26 protein-coding genes and 1 pseudogene are annotated in these 15,796 nt (G+C 41.7%); 25 read left to right on the top strand and 2 right to left on the bottom strand.

Annotated features, from left to right (window positions below):
* Position 1: 1 nt before the first annotated feature.
* Both DXD04_RS06685 and DXD04_RS06680 read right to left on the bottom strand, forming a co-directional pair.
* The gene (locus tag DXD04_RS06685) at positions 2-1,471 is read right to left on the bottom strand and encodes a type I restriction endonuclease subunit R (RefSeq protein WP_117671969.1); all 1,470 of its coding nucleotides are present in this window, start codon (positions 1,469-1,471) and stop codon (positions 2-4) included.
* A 3-nt stretch (positions 1,472-1,474) separates the two neighbouring features.
* Positions 1,475-2,131 carry a LexA family transcriptional regulator gene (locus DXD04_RS06680; protein ID WP_072542805.1) on the bottom strand — a complete coding sequence of 219 codons (657 nt, stop codon included), beginning with the start codon at positions 2,129-2,131 and terminating at the stop codon, positions 1,475-1,477.
* Positions 2,132-2,266: 135 nt separating this feature from the next.
* On the opposite strand from DXD04_RS06680, the gene DXD04_RS06675 reads away from it, so the two are divergent.
* From DXD04_RS06675 to DXD04_RS06560, 25 genes and pseudogenes are all read left to right on the top strand, one after another.
* Positions 2,267-2,587 carry an SH3 beta-barrel fold-containing protein gene (locus DXD04_RS06675; protein ID WP_117671967.1) on the top strand — a complete coding sequence of 107 codons (321 nt, stop codon included), beginning with the start codon at positions 2,267-2,269 and terminating at the stop codon, positions 2,585-2,587.
* 2 nt (positions 2,588-2,589) lie between these two features.
* Positions 2,590-2,838, top strand: a complete 249-nt coding sequence (locus DXD04_RS06670; protein WP_117671965.1) for a hypothetical protein — start codon at positions 2,590-2,592, stop codon at positions 2,836-2,838.
* Positions 2,839-3,347: 509 nt separating this feature from the next.
* Positions 3,348-3,512 carry a hypothetical protein gene (locus DXD04_RS16660; RefSeq protein ID WP_181977457.1) on the top strand — a complete coding sequence of 55 codons (165 nt, stop codon included), beginning with the start codon at positions 3,348-3,350 and terminating at the stop codon, positions 3,510-3,512.
* Positions 3,499-3,687 (top strand): hypothetical protein, encoded by a 189-nt coding sequence (locus tag DXD04_RS06665; protein WP_117671963.1) that lies wholly within the window; start codon positions 3,499-3,501, stop codon positions 3,685-3,687. Before DXD04_RS16660 ends, DXD04_RS06665 begins: the two co-directional genes overlap by 14 nt.
* 57 nt (positions 3,688-3,744) lie before the next feature.
* A pseudogene (locus DXD04_RS06660) lies at positions 3,745-3,820 on the top strand.
* A gap of 22 nt (positions 3,821-3,842) precedes the next feature.
* Positions 3,843-4,085: a hypothetical protein gene (locus tag DXD04_RS06655; protein ID WP_117671961.1), complete on the top strand. Its 243-nt coding sequence runs from the start codon at positions 3,843-3,845 to the stop codon at positions 4,083-4,085.
* A gap of 7 nt (positions 4,086-4,092) precedes the next feature.
* Positions 4,093-4,299: a hypothetical protein gene (locus tag DXD04_RS06650; RefSeq protein WP_117672082.1), complete on the top strand. Its 207-nt coding sequence runs from the start codon at positions 4,093-4,095 to the stop codon at positions 4,297-4,299.
* An 11-nt stretch (positions 4,300-4,310) separates the two neighbouring features.
* Positions 4,311-4,892: an ERF family protein gene (locus tag DXD04_RS06645; RefSeq protein WP_181977456.1), complete on the top strand. Its 582-nt coding sequence runs from the start codon at positions 4,311-4,313 to the stop codon at positions 4,890-4,892.
* Positions 4,883-5,788, top strand: coding sequence for a hypothetical protein (locus DXD04_RS06640; protein ID WP_117671957.1), 906 nt, complete (start codon positions 4,883-4,885; stop codon positions 5,786-5,788). The genes DXD04_RS06645 and DXD04_RS06640 overlap by 10 nt, the downstream gene beginning before the upstream one ends.
* The gene (locus tag DXD04_RS06635) at positions 5,789-6,235 is read left to right on the top strand and encodes a DUF3127 domain-containing protein (RefSeq protein WP_117671955.1); all 447 of its coding nucleotides are present in this window, start codon (positions 5,789-5,791) and stop codon (positions 6,233-6,235) included.
* 3 nt (positions 6,236-6,238) lie between these two features.
* Positions 6,239-6,694: a hypothetical protein gene (locus tag DXD04_RS06630; protein ID WP_117671953.1), complete on the top strand. Its 456-nt coding sequence runs from the start codon at positions 6,239-6,241 to the stop codon at positions 6,692-6,694.
* Complete coding sequence (locus DXD04_RS06625) at positions 6,687-7,220, top strand: NUMOD4 domain-containing protein (protein WP_220444610.1); 534 nt, start codon at positions 6,687-6,689, stop codon at positions 7,218-7,220. The genes DXD04_RS06630 and DXD04_RS06625 overlap by 8 nt, the downstream gene beginning before the upstream one ends.
* 37 nt (positions 7,221-7,257) lie before the next feature.
* Complete coding sequence (locus tag DXD04_RS06620) at positions 7,258-7,689, top strand: hypothetical protein (protein WP_117671951.1); 432 nt, start codon at positions 7,258-7,260, stop codon at positions 7,687-7,689.
* Positions 7,686-8,423, top strand: coding sequence for a hypothetical protein (locus tag DXD04_RS06615; RefSeq protein ID WP_117671949.1), 738 nt, complete (start codon positions 7,686-7,688; stop codon positions 8,421-8,423). The genes DXD04_RS06620 and DXD04_RS06615 overlap by 4 nt, the downstream gene beginning before the upstream one ends.
* A 153-nt stretch (positions 8,424-8,576) precedes the next feature.
* The gene (locus DXD04_RS06610) at positions 8,577-9,383 is read left to right on the top strand and encodes an SPFH domain-containing protein (protein WP_117671947.1); all 807 of its coding nucleotides are present in this window, start codon (positions 8,577-8,579) and stop codon (positions 9,381-9,383) included.
* Between the two features lie 184 nt (positions 9,384-9,567).
* Positions 9,568-10,083, top strand: a complete 516-nt coding sequence (locus DXD04_RS06605; protein WP_117671945.1) for an exodeoxyribonuclease X C-terminal domain-containing protein — start codon at positions 9,568-9,570, stop codon at positions 10,081-10,083.
* 2 nt (positions 10,084-10,085) lie between these two features.
* Positions 10,086-10,559, top strand: a complete 474-nt coding sequence (locus DXD04_RS06600) for a recombination protein NinG (protein WP_117671943.1) — start codon at positions 10,086-10,088, stop codon at positions 10,557-10,559.
* Positions 10,556-11,728, top strand: a complete 1,173-nt coding sequence (locus tag DXD04_RS06595; protein WP_117671941.1) for a DEAD/DEAH box helicase — start codon at positions 10,556-10,558, stop codon at positions 11,726-11,728. The genes DXD04_RS06600 and DXD04_RS06595 overlap by 4 nt, the downstream gene beginning before the upstream one ends.
* A gap of 4 nt (positions 11,729-11,732) precedes the next feature.
* Positions 11,733-12,647 carry a hypothetical protein gene (locus DXD04_RS16870; protein WP_259299527.1) on the top strand — a complete coding sequence of 305 codons (915 nt, stop codon included), beginning with the start codon at positions 11,733-11,735 and terminating at the stop codon, positions 12,645-12,647.
* A 2-nt stretch (positions 12,648-12,649) separates the two neighbouring features.
* Entirely contained in the window at positions 12,650-13,234 is a 585-nt protein-coding gene (locus DXD04_RS06585) for an nSTAND3 domain-containing NTPase (protein ID WP_117671939.1), read from the top strand.
* A gap of 1 nt (position 13,235) precedes the next feature.
* Positions 13,236-13,421: a hypothetical protein gene (locus DXD04_RS06580; protein WP_022385258.1), complete on the top strand. Its 186-nt coding sequence runs from the start codon at positions 13,236-13,238 to the stop codon at positions 13,419-13,421.
* Complete coding sequence (locus DXD04_RS06575) at positions 13,418-13,864, top strand: hypothetical protein (RefSeq protein ID WP_117671937.1); 447 nt, start codon at positions 13,418-13,420, stop codon at positions 13,862-13,864. Before DXD04_RS06580 ends, DXD04_RS06575 begins: the two co-directional genes overlap by 4 nt.
* On the top strand, positions 13,861-14,094 hold the full coding sequence (locus DXD04_RS06570) for a hypothetical protein (RefSeq protein ID WP_117671935.1): 234 nt from the start codon (positions 13,861-13,863) through the stop codon (positions 14,092-14,094). The genes DXD04_RS06575 and DXD04_RS06570 overlap by 4 nt, the downstream gene beginning before the upstream one ends.
* Before the next feature lie 12 nt (positions 14,095-14,106).
* Positions 14,107-14,487: a PcfK-like family protein gene (locus tag DXD04_RS06565; RefSeq protein WP_117671933.1), complete on the top strand. Its 381-nt coding sequence runs from the start codon at positions 14,107-14,109 to the stop codon at positions 14,485-14,487.
* Positions 14,484-15,776: a PcfJ domain-containing protein gene (locus DXD04_RS06560; protein ID WP_117671930.1), complete on the top strand. Its 1,293-nt coding sequence runs from the start codon at positions 14,484-14,486 to the stop codon at positions 15,774-15,776. Before DXD04_RS06565 ends, DXD04_RS06560 begins: the two co-directional genes overlap by 4 nt.
* The last annotated feature ends 20 nt before the right edge of the window (positions 15,777-15,796 follow it).

The raw sequence follows: 15,796 nt of genomic DNA, 5'->3' as shown, positions 1-15,796 counted from the left end.
TTTAGATAGTTAGTTTGTTCTTTAATTCGTTATATAAATCGGGATTTCTCATGTCTTCCCAATAATACTTCTTGTATTTGCTCCTGCTGAATCCTTCCTTACTCTCATAGACAAGAATACATTCTTTATCACACAAAACAATCACCGAAGATAGCAGTAACTTGGCATAAGAGAATGCCTGAAGAAAGGCTGATTCTATCTCATGGTTGTTCTTCATGTGGTATTTTGCTTCAATCAACACCTTTGCTTTTTCTTCTTCTGGCTTATTGTCATAATGAAGTGCATAATCCGGGAATATACGATGTCCTCTCCCTGCATGGATTGGCAACTGTTGGATGTAGTCTTTATGCTCATACCACCCCATTTCATTCAACAATGGCTCCAGTAGTTTTTTCTCTACATCCTTTTCCTCCTTAATGACTATTCCTTCCGGCAATGAAGGTGCGTATATTTGTGGAAGTACGGAGGTGTCAAATCCTTTTGCTTCTATCATCCTCATGAATTCTGCATAATCCTTTCCCGTAACCGGCCATCCATTGACTCCCTGAAAATTTTTTCTGACAAGTGGATGATTTGAAAAGTATTCGTCCGCTTTCAACTCCTTTAAAGAAATATTAGGTATGACTATCCTATCTCCAATGTATGTATTACTATAATAATGAAAAAACGGATCTATGACCCCGTCAGTCTGTGCTATCCATAAACAGGTTATGGCACTCACAGGAGAAGTTTCATAATGAATAAGAATGTCTCCCCTCTTAGTGTCCATGTTTGATTGCCAGAAGCCAGTAGTCCAATGAGTACCATATCCTTCAATCAATCCACCAATGAACCATGCAGCCGACGGTTGGGGCATTTTGCTTTTTTCTTCTATGCCAATAACATTAGGAGCATAATCATACATGAAAGCACTAAGCTCGTCAGGAGACAATTCGTTTTCCGTCCTGAATCGATAGAATACTTTGCACAATTCCCAATAATACATACACCTGGCTTTGTAGTCAGCTTTCTTTGGAATCGGAGGAAGTTCTATTTCAAAGTAATCAGCTAATTTTTCAAGATGGAAAAGTTCGTTGATATATAAATAGGGAAAAAAGTATTCACCAAACATATAGTTCAGTTCCATTGAAAGTAATGGAATGTAGCCAAGCATTTGGTCAAAATCTCCAATCCTTAAAACTTCTTCCGTTTCTATCATCAGCCCGGTAGATATGATTTCCTCATACAGCTTTCCGGCATCATCCAGGGATTTTAATATTGTACCTTCATATTCTGATACTTTGTAACACCAGAAATCTTCTAGTATTCCGCAAATCATTTCGGAATTGAAACCGTCCTTGATTTTTGGATTGTACTTCTCGAATAGGCGTTCCTCTTCCATCCACTCTTTTCTGTCTGAAAAGCTGGATATGGTAGACTTCCCGCCTGGAGAGTTCTTGTACAGATTCCAAAGGTATTGATTGAATTTCATGATCTAAAGCCTTAAACTTCCAACGACTAAATTATATGAACGAATATTCTCTTTAGGTATTGAGAAATCAGGAAATTCGGAATTGTATGAACGACATAGAATAGATTCTCCAGCATCATAAATACGTTTAATAACTATCCCTTGTGTTGTGTCAAGTACATGAACTCTTCCCCATTGTAAAAATTGTTTCTCATTCACTCTAAGGCAGGCAACCTCATCTCCGGCAAAATACTCAGGTTCCATACTTTTGCCAGTAATTCTAATTGTAAAATCATATTTTGGGAAAGCACTTATAACAGGAAGCTGCTCACATTGATATTCTGTAATGCCCTCTACTGCCTCTGTAAGTGTTCCTGCCGCTGCATCATAAGGAATACGAGGCCTTGTTTCTATTTGCTTTAATTTATCACATAAATATTTTTGAATATTAGGATGCAAACTAGTTTCTGCTTCATCAATAAGAAGAATTGGGCGTTCTGTCGTTTTATATTTCATTATCTTATCGCCATATTGCTTATATAGCAAAGTGAATTTCTCATCATTTAAAGGTCTTTTACCATTTTCTATAGCAGATAAATAAGGTTGTTTTATACCCAATACTGTACAAATCTCTAATTGAGAGATATTATTGTCAGTTCTAAATTTCTTAATATCAATCATATAACACTATTTAACTTTAGAAAGAGATAAATTATTGTATAATCATATTGACAATATAATCATTATGATTATATTTGCATATCGAAACTTTGATACGAAACAAATATAGTAAAAACAACTAACCCTCACACGATTATGAAAAAGAATTTATTACACGAGATTATGAGCCTTGCTTGGCAGTTGGTAAAGAGAAACGGTTTCTCTATGAGTGAAGCAATGAAATGCGCCTGGGCAAACATGAAGCTGAAAGCTGCAATGAAGCAAAGAATCGTAAAGTTCTACTTCAAAAAGGTAGACGGCAGCATCAGAGAGGCCTACGGCACGCTGAAAGAAAACCTGATACCTACCACATCAGGTGAAATCAGAAAGAAGAATGACACTGTTCAGGTGTACTTCGATACTGAGAGACAAGAATACAGATGCTTCAAGAAAGCTAACCTTTTAAACATCGCATGACTATGACACGCCACGAAATCGAAGAAGAACTTGACGGGCTGTACAAAGACCTGAACTTCGCCTACAACGCAGATGAAGAAACTTTATGCAGGGCTTTCAATGCTGACAGCAAGCAAGAATACATCAAAGCACTTACTGAAGAGGTGAACAAATACGAAGCCCTTCTTGAAGAATACAACCTGCCTGAAGATGATGGCATGGACTACATCAACCTTCAGTTATCACAAGGCATGGCTGTGACGCACTGGTAACTCACCTACCCTGCTGACGGACTGAACGGCAACCGATAGCGAGAATCGGACAGGGTTCTACTTGATTGGTTCTTTGACATGATGGAAATTTTAGGCTTACCGTTAAGCCTGACGTGAAACGGACGACTGAGTAGCGATAACGGCTGTGTGAAAAGAGTATGAGTAAAGGGCTGCACTAAGCAAACGCAGCATACGAATCACACAGATAACAAAAACGACTTATACGATTGCAGGTGGGCGTAGGTCGCCTATAAAGACAATCTTCACTGATTAGACACCAGCATGAACTATATATACCCGTGGCTTACCAGACCTTTGATAAGCAGTAAGGCAACCACCGGAACGCCCACGGGAGCGATATTTAATACACACGGTTATGAAAATACTACTTTTTCTCTGTGCATTGTCCGTTCTGGTAATGCACTTCAATCAAGACCTGTCTGCTATGTACTGGATAGGATTTGTCGGGTTTATAATCACTGGTTTTTCAATCGCAAACAGACTGGACAATGAACGAGCTGCAAGAAACAATAAAAAGCATCTGTGATGAATTTGCGGACATCAGTGCCATTCTGGCGGCACGCTCAAGGGAACTGGACAGACGGGAGCTGTTCGATAAGGAGATAGAAACAGAAATCAAGAACATTAAAAAGAATAGACATGAAAACAAATGAGGAATTACAGGGTATGACGCATGATGAACTCGTGGCATACACACAGAATCTGCAACGCGAATCGGAGGAATACAAAAAATCAATGCTGTATTACATGGAAGAAAAGAAAAAGATTGAATCGAAGTTTGACAACTTCAAGAACATGGTCAAATCGCTGGTTGTACTAGTCGATTAGTTTTTATGGGTTATAGAAAATGGGTAGATGCCGGGCCATAAAGTCCGGCATTTTCATTGGCAGATAGTTCAGGCGGTAGAACGCCATGTAAGGGTTAGCATGGAAGTCACGGGTTCAAGTCCCGTTCTGCCAGCAAACAATCAAATACTTAAACTATGGTTAGAGAAATTACAGTAGACGAAAACTACCAGACAGTACGTCTTTTTGACGAAATGAAGAAAGGGGACATCTACAAGGTTCCCTATGACAAGAAACGGCATAACGGAATCAAGCTGGAAGCATCACGCCGCAATCGTGACCTCCGCTTGATCGGGACACTTAAAAACAAAATGGACGTGAAATACCGGGTATCAGCAACAGAGTATCCGGGTTTTTCGGCAATTATCTGCTTAAAATAAAATGCTTATGATAAACGAAGATGTATTGAAAATCGTCTTAAACAACAAGTCTTTCGGGAAATACGAAGCAGCTTCGATAGTAGGCGGTCTCAAAAGGCTGAAAGAGTTGTGCGAATCCGGAAGGATAAGATACAAGACCAAAGAAGGCGTGCCACACAGCCGATGGGCTTGCAATGCCTGGGATGTGATAAAACATGCAAAATTGATTTATTAAAATACACGATTATGGAAGGACAACTTATTTACGGGAAGATGGCCAGCATTCTCAGAGAGACGAAAGCCATTACAAAATCAGAGAAGAACCAGCAGCAGGGATTCAAGTTCAGGGGCATAGACAATGTGATGAACGAACTTCACGAGCTGTTTGCCAAGAACGAAGTGTTCATCCTGCAGGAAGTTCAGGGGTTTACTACAGAGAACAGGCCGACGAAATCCGGCGGTACAAATACATTCACAAGGGCGACAGTCAAGTTCAGGTATATAACTACAGACGGCAGTTGTGTTGAGACGGTGAATGTCGGAGAAGCGATGGATTCAGGGGACAAGGGTATGAACAAGGCAATGAGCATCGCGCTGAAATATTCGTTGCTGCAAATGTTCCTTATCCCCACCGAAGAGCCGAAAGACCCGGATGTCACCACACCTGAAGAAACTGACTATTTCGCGATGGCGGAGCAGGAGGTGAACGCCGCGCAGACCGTGGAAACCCTGCAAAGTATATGGCAGAACTATACCGTATTGCAAGGTGACAGAAGATTCATTGATATTGTAAACAAGAAAAAAAAACTCGTTAAAAAATGGATTTAATTAAATCAAGTATCCTTTTCGACAAGGACACACATACCTACACCACCCCCGAAGGCGTGTGCCTGCAAGGCATTACCGGGATAATTGAGAGGCAACTGTTCCCGGACAAGTATTCGGGCGTTCCCAAATTTGTAATGAAAAGGGCAGCCGAAAGGGGTTCTTTCGTGCATGAGGTCTGCGAACTCGTGGATGATTTGGGTATTGACCACGAAAGCGAGGAAGCCCGCAACTATCAAAAAATAAAAGAAAGTTACGGGCTTCAATATGAAGCGAGCGAATACCTTGTATCGGACAACGAGCACTTCGCTTCCTGTATTGACAAGGTATATCGGGAAAGTGACAGCGAATTTTCATTGGGTGACATCAAGACAACATACAAGCTCGACAAGGAGTATGTAAGGTGGCAGCTGTCCATTTACGCTTATTTGTTTGAAAGGCAGAACCCCGGATGCAAAGCCGTAAGGCTGTTCGCCATCTGGCTGAGGGGAAGCATTTCAGAACTTTTGGAAGTGGAACGCATACATGACGGTATCATCCTTGAACTGCTCTCAGCCGAAATAGAGGGACGCAAGTTCATAAACCCTTATGCCGTACCTTCGGTTAAGACTGACATGCCTTTGAAGTACCGTGAAATGGAGGATTCAATCATAGAGATAACCGAGCAGGCGAAATATTGGTCGGAACGCAAGAAGGAGCTTACGGACGGTGTGATGAAGGAAATGGTCAAGGCGGGTGCTTATTCATGGAAAGGTGAAAGCGTCTCTTTCATCCGCAAGAAAGATTCCATCAGAAGGACATTTGACCGTGAAGCCTTTGAGAGAGATTATCCAGGTGTCTATGACAAGTATCTTGTAGATACGCCTGTATGTGGAAGTATAACATTAAAAGTATCATAAATGAGTAATCAGATAACCGGGCGGCTGGTCTATATCGGCCAGCCCCAAGAAATCCCATCCAAGAGCGGTGGCAACCCGTTTTTGAAACGTGAGTTTCTACTCGATGCTACGACCCATGACCCATACACAGGTGAACGGAGCCAGTACGAGAACGTCCTGCCACTTGAAGTAAGTGGTGACAAATGTGCCGAACTTGACCAGTTCAGAACCGGTGACGTAATAACGGTTTCCTTTGCCTTGCAAGGTCGGGAATGGACAAATCAGGACGGACAACTAAAACGTATGGTGTCCATCCGCTGCTATAAACTGGAAGGCCGTCAGCCAATGCACCAGCCAGCATCCGTGCCAGCACAGCAACCGTCACCGACACAAACGCCAACCATGGCACAGGCGTTTCCACCTGATGTAGATGCGAATGGAAATCCCAAAGATGACTTACCGTTCTAGCCTATGAGCATATTCAATCTGAAGAATGAATACGATATACCCAAGTTCAAGGCTTATGTAAACAAACTGTTCCAGGAGCGGGCGGTTGTGGAAGTGAGAAAGAAGCTGCCCAACCGCACGCTCGCCCAGAACAGATACTTCTATTTGCTTCTAAATTGGTTCGCAAGTGAAACAGGTTATAGTGTAGAGGAAGTTAAAATCGATATTTTCAAGAGGTTATGTAATAGGGATATATTCGAGAAAGAAAAGACGAACAAAAAAGGAAAGATTATAAAAACTTTGAGAAGCTCGTCTGAACTGAGTACGGGAGAAATGACTCTCGCTATTGAAAGATTTCGGAATTATTCTAGTGCTAAAGCAGGAATATATTTACCAAGTCCTAACGAGAATGAGTTTCTATTACATATTCAACAAGAGATAGAAAAAGATAAAGAATTTCTAAGCTATGGGGATGGGTGAGAATTGGAAAGATATATCCGGATATGAAGGTTTATATCAAGTATCAGATATGGGACGGGTTAAATCTATATGCAGTCATGTAAGGCTTCAAAATGGCGAGTTAATGAAAAAGAAACCACATATTTTGAAACCACAAAACAGATGTGGATATAGATGCGTAAATCTATTCAAAGATGGAAGTATTCATACAGTAAACATTCATCGTTTAGTGGCTGAATCTTTCTTGCCTAATCCTCATAATTATCCAGTTGTAAATCATAAAGATGAAAACAAAACAAACAACAATGTAGGAAATCTTGAATGGTGTAGCCATGCTTACAATCTTAATTACGGTACAGCTAAAAGACGTAGAGCTATATCGCAAGGAAAGGTGGTTCTTCAATTGGATAAAAATGGAGTTTTGATAAAACGCCATTTAACATTGATGGATGCTTATAGAGATACTGGTGTAGATTACCGAAATATTTCACTTTGCTGTTATCATAAAAGAAAAACTGCTGGTGGATATTGTTGGAAGTTTGAATAATAAATTAAATCGAACGTAACAAAGAGTTTATTTGACTATGGACAAATTTTTAGGACAAGACATCCCTGAACAGGAACGATGGCAGTTCCTTCAGGACAACGCCGATGCGGTAGAGAAAATCGGATATACTCACCGATTCACCCCCGAAGAACTGGCTCAGAAGAAAGAGACTTTGGCCGAGGTATCAATCACCATCAACGATGTTGAGTTGGAGAAGAAAGAGGCTATGGAAAGCTTCAAAGAACGATTGAAGCCTTTGAATGAAGAAAAGCAGGAACTTTTGGACCACATCAAAAGAGGTTCGGAGTTCGTCGAGAATGAAGAATGTGCAAAATTCCTATACCATAAAGAAAAGATGGTAGGATTCTACAACAAGTTAGGTGAACTGGTTTATAGCCGCCCAATCATGCCACAAGAAATGCAGAAGACAGTATTTAGTATTAACCGTAAAACTGGAACAGAATCATGAGTGAAAACAAAATCAATTTGGTAGTACCGAAAGAGTACAATGGTACCCCCATCGAAGTAGTATTGAGAGAAGGTAAAGCATCCGTAGCCCTTGACCCGAAAGAACCGGAGAGAGTAGTTATCAATGGAACGATAGAAGCACCCTTCAGATGGCTGGAAAAGCGTGTCGAACTGATTAATCAGAAATCGGCCAATATCATTGTGAACCGTGATAAGATGTGTCTGGCTTTGACTATTGATGAAACCAATTATTACCAGACAGTAATTAGTGGAGTTTTACAGGCTTCAAAGGAAATGCAGGAGTTCGGTATCAATGCGGAAAGGAAATGGGAACCTATCAAATTGTCCCAGTTCTTCAAGATGCACCGTGCCTTCTTCAAGGATAAGTCTGAGAACATGATGCTGGTTTCCACTTTGAAGAACTTCAAGGCGAAAGTGAATCAGGATATAGAACGTAGCAAAGAGGAAAACGGGAACAAGACGGATAACTATTCTCAAGTGGTTGATTCCAATCTGCCAAAATCGTTCAAACTGAATATCCCTCTTTTCAAAGGTTTTGCCTGTGAAGAAATCGAAGTTGAAATCTACGCCGATGTGGATGGGCGGGAAGTTTCCCTTTCTTTGGTTTCTGCCGGTGCGAATGAGGCCATTGAAGAATACAAGAATAAGGTGATTGACAAACAGGTTGAAGCAATCAAAGGTGTTGCACCTGACATCGTAATCATTGAGGTGTAACAATGAGAAAGCAAATTTATTTAATTCTGTTTCTGGTAGTCGGAGTATCTATCGGAAACAGAATATTCAATCACCTCAACGCTTGGCTGGGCGTGGTAATAATATCAGCCACAGTGATTTATTTCGTTTATAAACTAATTAAAAATTTGAAGAATGAAAAGATTGATTAATCTAATGTTGGTCTGTATGACCTTAGTGGTATTTGCTTCATGCGAAAGAGTAGCCCCTAATTATGCCGGTGTTCTAATGGAGAACTATGGGAAGCAAGGAAAAGAGGATTTTAAGGTAGTGTCCGGTAAAGTTTCCACTTGGGAATGGGGCACTGAATTGTTTCAAGTTCCATTGTTTGACCAAAGAGGGGAATTTGCTGAACCTGTCACATTGAAGGCTGCTGATAACACTGAATTTAACGCACGTCCTACTTATTCTTATAAAGTTATCAAGAATAGAGCTATAGATGTTGTATTCGATAACAAACATATAGATAAAGCTGATACAGAATCAGGAAAAGACGGGTTTATGCAAAGCCTTGAAGATAATATACTTGAACCTCGTATTTATGATTTAATCAAAGAAGAAAGCCGTAAGCACAAGACAGACAGTTTAATGGCTGACGGTGGTTCTCTTCTTTTTGAAAAGCGGTTGGAGCAGATTGTGGATAAAGAATTTGAGAAAAGAGGGCTTCAATTGCTGACTTTTTCTGCACAGCTTGAATTTTCAAAGGCTGTGCGTGAGAAGATTGATAGTCGTAATGAGGTGAATACCAATATATCTGTATTAGACCAGCAGATTGCAGAGCAGAAGAAACGCAACGAATTGGAGCAATTAAAAACAGAACAGGCTATCATTCAATCACGTGGGTTGACTAAAGAAATACTCTATAAGCAATTCATAGATAAATGGGATGGCCGTACACCACTTTATGGAATTGCCCCTGAGTTTTTAAAAATAACGAAATAGCATGAATAAACGCCCGGAAAGACGGGCATACGGGCGCAAGCACAGGACGTGCTTTAGTATGGAGTAATTGCGCAATATCTCCATACACTTGTCCCATTGAATTAGCTAATATATGAGCAAGTAAAACCGTGATGGTTGGGCGGGTTCGATTCCCGTTGCGTCCACAACCAATAATGGAATTATTATGAAAGAAGAACGGAAATTAACATTTGGGAAATACAAAGGACAAGAGATAAAGTATATCATACTTACTCATATTGGTTATATCATGTGGTGCTTTGAGAATATCAACTGGTTTAAGCTGACAGATCAAGAACAGGCTTTATATGATGCGATAGCCATAATGATTAAGAAGGAACGCTTGCCAATGACTTTTCCGGTTGAAATGATGTATAAGCATATAAAAGACAGAGAGTCATATGAAAAGTTAAATACTCCATTTACATTCAATTATGGATATATATCTTTAAGAATGTCTGAAAAGGATAATCCAATATTCAACAGTATTGAAAAATACATTACACACAAAATACGCAGAAATAGTACGAAAGAATGTTCGTCATTCGAAAGTCTTTCAGGAGATTTGACTGGTCTTTCACATAGCATGAATAAAGAAATAGAAAAAGCTCGGCTTAATGGTGAGAGTGATGAAGAAATATATGGTTATTGGGGTAGTATGAATGATTATAAGGCTTTATAAATATGTATTACATCAAGAAACCTAAAAAGAAGAAAGAAAAGCCTTTGCCGTTATTCGATAAGGCAGGTATCAAGATTAAAAAGAAGCCGGATTTAGTGGCCAAACTCGACAAAGTTTTCAGCCGCTATATCCGGCTTCGTGATTGTATGCCGAACGGGTATTTCCGTTGTATCTCATGCGCCCAGATAAAGCCATACGAACAGGCAGATTGCGGACACTTCCATTCGCGCCGCCACATGGCTACACGCTTTGACGAGGACAATGCCCACGCAGAGTGCCGGGCGTGCAACCGTTTCAGCGCAGACCATCTGATACATTACGAGAAAAACTTGAAATCAAAAATCGGTCAGCAACGCTTCGACAAGCTGGCATGGAGAGCAAGCCAGGCGAAGAAATGGACTGATTTTGAATTAATAGAACTCACCAAGTATTACAAGGCTTTGGGAGACAAACTGAGTAAGGAGAAAGGATTATGAGTTATGTTTTACGGGATTACCAGCAGAAGGCCAGTAATGCTGCAGTCAGCTTCTTTGCTAACAGGGCCAAGAAGAACAATGCCATCATGGTACTGCCTACCGGAGCCGGCAAGAGTCTTGTGATAGCCGACATCGCCAGCCGTCTTGAAGGGCACACGCTAGTATTTCAGCCCAGTAAGGAGATACTAGAACAGAACTATCTGAAGCTCTGTTCGTATGGTGTTCTGGATTGTTCCATCTACTCTGCCTCATTCGGGCGAAAGGAGATTTCAAGAATAACTTTCGCCACTATCGGAAGCGTAGTCAACCATCCGGAACTTTTCCAGCATTTTCAGAATATCATCATCGACGAGTGCCATCTGGTTAACCCGAAAGACGGAATGTACAAGAGATTTCTTTCGATGCTGAAATGTAAAGTTCTTGGATTGACGGCTACGCCCTACCGTCTTTCATCAAGCAGGGATTTCGGCAGCATGTTGAAGTTCATCACACGCACACGCCCGTGTGTGTTCTCTGAGGTAATCTATCAGGTTCAAATCTCTACTCTATTGGATATGGGGTATCTTTCGAAGCTGAACTATTATCCGATGAATCCTTTGGGATGGAACGAACTTAACCTGAAGGTGAACACGACCGGAGCCGACTACACGGACAAGTCTGTAGTAAAAGAGTATGAGCGTATCGACTTCTACGGGTTTCTGGTGAGTATCGTCCAAAGGCTCATGAATCCCAAGAGCGGTGTAAAACGAAAAGGTATATTGGTTTTCACCCGTTTTCTGAAAGAGGCTGAACGCCTAACCTGGTCTATTCCCGGAACAGCAATCGTCTCGGGAGAAACACCGAAGAAGGAACGCGAACATATCCTTGAAGCGTTCAAGGCTGGAGAAATTCCGGTGGTGGCCAACGTTGGTGTACTTACTACCGGATTTGACTATCCTGAACTGGATACGATTGTCATGGCCCGTCCAACAATGTCGCTGGCTCTTTGGTATCAGATAGTCGGTCGTGCTATCCGTCCGCATCCTAACAAGGAGGCTGGCTGGATCGTTGACCTTTGCGGGAATTTGAAACGATTTGGCGAAGTCAAGGATTTACGCCTGGTGGATAGCGGAAACGGCAAATGGGCCGTGTACTCCAATAGCAGACAGTTGACTAACGTAAGATTCTGAAACTATGGAAGAAGGATTTTTGAGGCTAAGCCGCAGGTTTTTCTCGAATGAAATGTGGAAAGTAGCCCGTGAGTTTTCGGAATGCGAAGCGTGGCTTGACTTGATTCAGTCAGCACGATTTGATGCAACCGGCGAGGCGTACAGCGAACTCATCGGAGGTCGGGAAATCTCTTATTCAAGAGGTCAATATCCAGCATCCATATCGTTTCTGATGAAGCGTTGGAAATGGTCTGAGAAGAAGGTCAGATATTTCCTGTCCAAACTGAAGAAGAAGGGGATGATTACAACCTGTAACCAACAGGGCATGACTGTCATAACCTTATGCAATTACGATGACTACAATCCTATCAAGGACAAGCCCAAGGACAAAGATAAGGGCATAGACAACAGTAAAGAAATCAGCGATTTAAAGGTGTCTATGGGCGAACTAAGGGCAGAGCTAAGGGCAATGTCGCAAAAAATGGCCGAAAAAATTGAAGATTTGGGGCAAGGTAAGGGCAATAAGAAAAAGAAAGATAAAGAAACTGTTAATGATAATATTCCCCCCACACCCCCCAAGGGGGAGGGTATTAATTATAAAGCCCGTTCCCTTTTTGAAACCTATTACAGACAGTTGTTCGGAAGTGATTATTACTGGACGGCCAAGGATGCAGGAGCAATGTCCCAGCTGCTTCAAAAACTGAAGTTCCAACGGGAACAGAAGCAGATGGATGTCGCCGATGAATCAATCCTGTATGCACTTCAATATTTGCTTTTATCCATAAAAGAAGGTTGGATATTCGAGAATTTTAGCGTGACAAACATCAACTCAAAATTTAATGAGATAGTTTCTCAGGCCAAGAAAAAAGCTCTTTCAAAAACAGATGTAGGTATAGTTCTGAAGGATAATTCACCGGAAAAATACAAGAAAGGCTGGTAAACATGGAACAGATAAATTTTCAACAGACAATCGAACGGCTCAAAGATACGGGCTTCTCCCCTATTCCTAACGTCGTACAGGTAACCGTTCCGGATGCCAAAAGAGTTCTCTGGGCCGGTATCAGGTACTTCACTGGAGAAAATGCCAGATGGCTTCCTGAGTACGAAGAAGTGGCAGGCTGGCTGGCCGGCAATGAAAGTCGCGGACTTCTGTGTTTCGGCAACTGCGGACGCGGAAAGACCCTTATCTGCGGAAAGATTCTCCCTTTGGTTCTTAACCATTACTGCCGCAAGGTGGTAAGCTGCTACGATGCACAGCAGATGAACGCTGATTTGGACGCCGTGAAGCAAAAACACATCATCTACGTTGACGATATAGGGACAGAGAATCTTAGCGTCAAATACGGCGAAAAAAGGCTTGCATTCGCTGAACTGGCAGACGAAGCAGAGAAGAAAGGAAAGCTTCTTATCCTGACTACCAACCTCACGATAGACGAGCTGAGAGAGAAGTATGGGGAAAGAACCATTGACCGGCTGAGAGCTATAACAAAAACCGTCCTCTTCAGCGGTGAAAGCCTGAGAAAATGATATGAAAATCACAATCAACTGGGTAACTCGTGACTGGAACCTGATCAGGAGACTACGTGAGAAATACCGTCTCCCACAATACATGAACGTGAACGGACTCACAGAAGCAGAGGTTGACGAAGAGACATTAAGCAATCTCCGCAAGGGTGAGCCAAAGTATTTAATCATCAGAAAAGTAGAGAAATGACAAGACAAGAATCAGAAAGAAAGCTCAATGAGCTGAGAAAGAAGTATATCGCCTTGATTTCATCCATGAACTTTGCCAAAGCACAGAAAATCAAGAGCAAGATTGACTCCCTTGAAAGAGAGCTGGAACCGCATTCCTTGGGAGAGCTTCTTCAGGACTATACACCGGAGTTCAAGGTAGAAATGCTTCGCAAGATGCACAAGCTGTTCATCTACTCAGACTTACTTGAGGGTGCGGCACTGGAGTTCCAGTCTGAACTTGAATCAAACGGAATAGATGCTCAGGTAGTTTTTCAGGTAAAGCGCGTACTGAAAGAACTGAGAAGCATAGTACGAATACCGGATGAAGAGAAAAACGCTTCACTGTCTGACAACTTTGCCGGGATGTGTGATGAAGCCGGACTTGTAGTGAGTAACATAATCAACAAATATCTTGCAAAATGATAACGGAAAATGACCCAATGCTTCCACGTAAAGTGGATTTGGAGAAGAACCCTTCTGGAACCGAACTGAAAATCGCCCAGCATCGGGAACTGGAGAAACATGGAAAGTATGTAGCTATCCCAGGCGACAAGACACGGACGCGAATTTTCGTCCGTAACGGTGAGGATGCTGAGAAGAAGATAGCTGCTTACTTGGAGAGAATCAACAACCGACCTCAAAGATGGAACTAAAATAATACTATTATGTCAAGTTCAAATTTTGAAACAACAATCCAGGCGTATTTGGAGAATCGTGCAAAGACTGATTCTCTCTTTGCCGAAACCTACAGGAAAGCGGACAAGAGTATCGAGGAATGTATCAAGTATATCTACTCGAAAGCCAGAAAGCTGGCAAAGGGAGGAAACGCAGTCGGTGTCGATGAAGCAACCGTATACGGATGGGCAGTCCATTATTACGACGAGGATAACATCAAGGTGGACAAGGTGCAGGAACGTGTGGAAGTAGTGGCTCCGGCTTCTGAACCTGCGAAAGCAGAGCAACCAAAACCACAATTAAAGCCGCAGCCGAAACGCAAGAGAGGTGATGATAACAGTCTGCAACTTTCATTATTCGGAGAACTATGAGACCAAGGACAAAACGTGAAAGGCTGGTAGCTGAATTGAGCAGTAAGCTGCCAGAAATAACAGATGCCCAAATACGGTGGGGAAAGAAGCATTGTTTTCCGCATAATGCTTACCGCTGTAAGGATGAAATGTGGTGCAGTGAATGTGGAAAGATGTGGGTAGACACAACCGGACAGAAGGAAGGATACATACGGTGTCCTTACTGCGGTGAACGCCTGGAAATAAAATCCAGCAGGAAGAAAAAGCTGTGTCAGTATGAGTACATGACTATCGTCACGGCAGTAGACAAGTTTCAGGTGCTCAGACATGTGGAAATAGGAAAGCACAAAGGGATGAAAATGGGGGAAATATTCTACCATAGCATGGAAGTTTGCCAGCAGTGGATAACTGAGGACAGGAAAGAAACAGTAATGGCCAGGCCAATGAATATGGGTAAGAATGCCTGGATATACGCACAGCCTATAAGCATCAAAAATTCTGTTGATTATTACGGATATAATTGCTATGACATAAACGGATATGTATATCCAAAAGTAAAGTTGCTGCCTATACTCCGAAGGAACGGACTTCGTACTTCGTTCCATGGTATTACTCCGGCCAGGCTGATACATGCCATTTTAGGAGAAAGCAAGTATGCGGAAATGCTATTGAAGACGAAACAGTATGGTATGCTGAGTTTTTACATGCATCGTGGTTGTATTTATCATCCGTGGGTAGTGAATATCTGCAACCGTAACGGCTATATCATCAAGGATGGTTCCATGTATGATGATTATCTTCGTTTGCTTGACTATTTCCACCTTGACACACATAACGCTCACTATGTATGCCCTAAGAACCTGAAGAAAGAGCATGACAAGCTGGTTGAGAAGAAGAGAAAGATAGAAGCGAAGATTCGGGCTGAACAGAAACGAAAGGAAAGGATTGAACGCATGTTCAGAATGAAACAGGATATTCTGTCATTCATCAAAAGAATCCAGCCGTTTCTGGGAATGGAAATCAAGGATAAGGGTATCGTAATCCGTCCGTTGGAAAGTGTTACCCAGTTCTACCTGGAAGGAAAGGCAATGCACCATTGTGTATATCAAAATGAATATTACAGGCGTAAAGATTGCCTTATTCTCACAGCACAGAAGAATGGGAAACGATTAGAGACAATAGAAGTAAACTTGAAAACTTTCAAGATAATCCAAAGCCGTGCAGTTTGCAATAAAACGAGTGATTACCATGATAAGATTATCGAACTGGTAAACCGTAACATGGGACTGATAAGGAGGTCTGCATCATGAAAGTTTGTATCGAATGTGGC

This window comes from Phocaeicola plebeius (genome assembly GCF_003437535.1).
In the GTDB taxonomy this organism is placed as follows: domain Bacteria; phylum Bacteroidota; class Bacteroidia; order Bacteroidales; family Bacteroidaceae; genus Phocaeicola; species Phocaeicola plebeius_A.
Note: the sequence above shows the minus strand (reverse complement) of the source record. Positions and strands in the feature narration are given on the sequence as shown.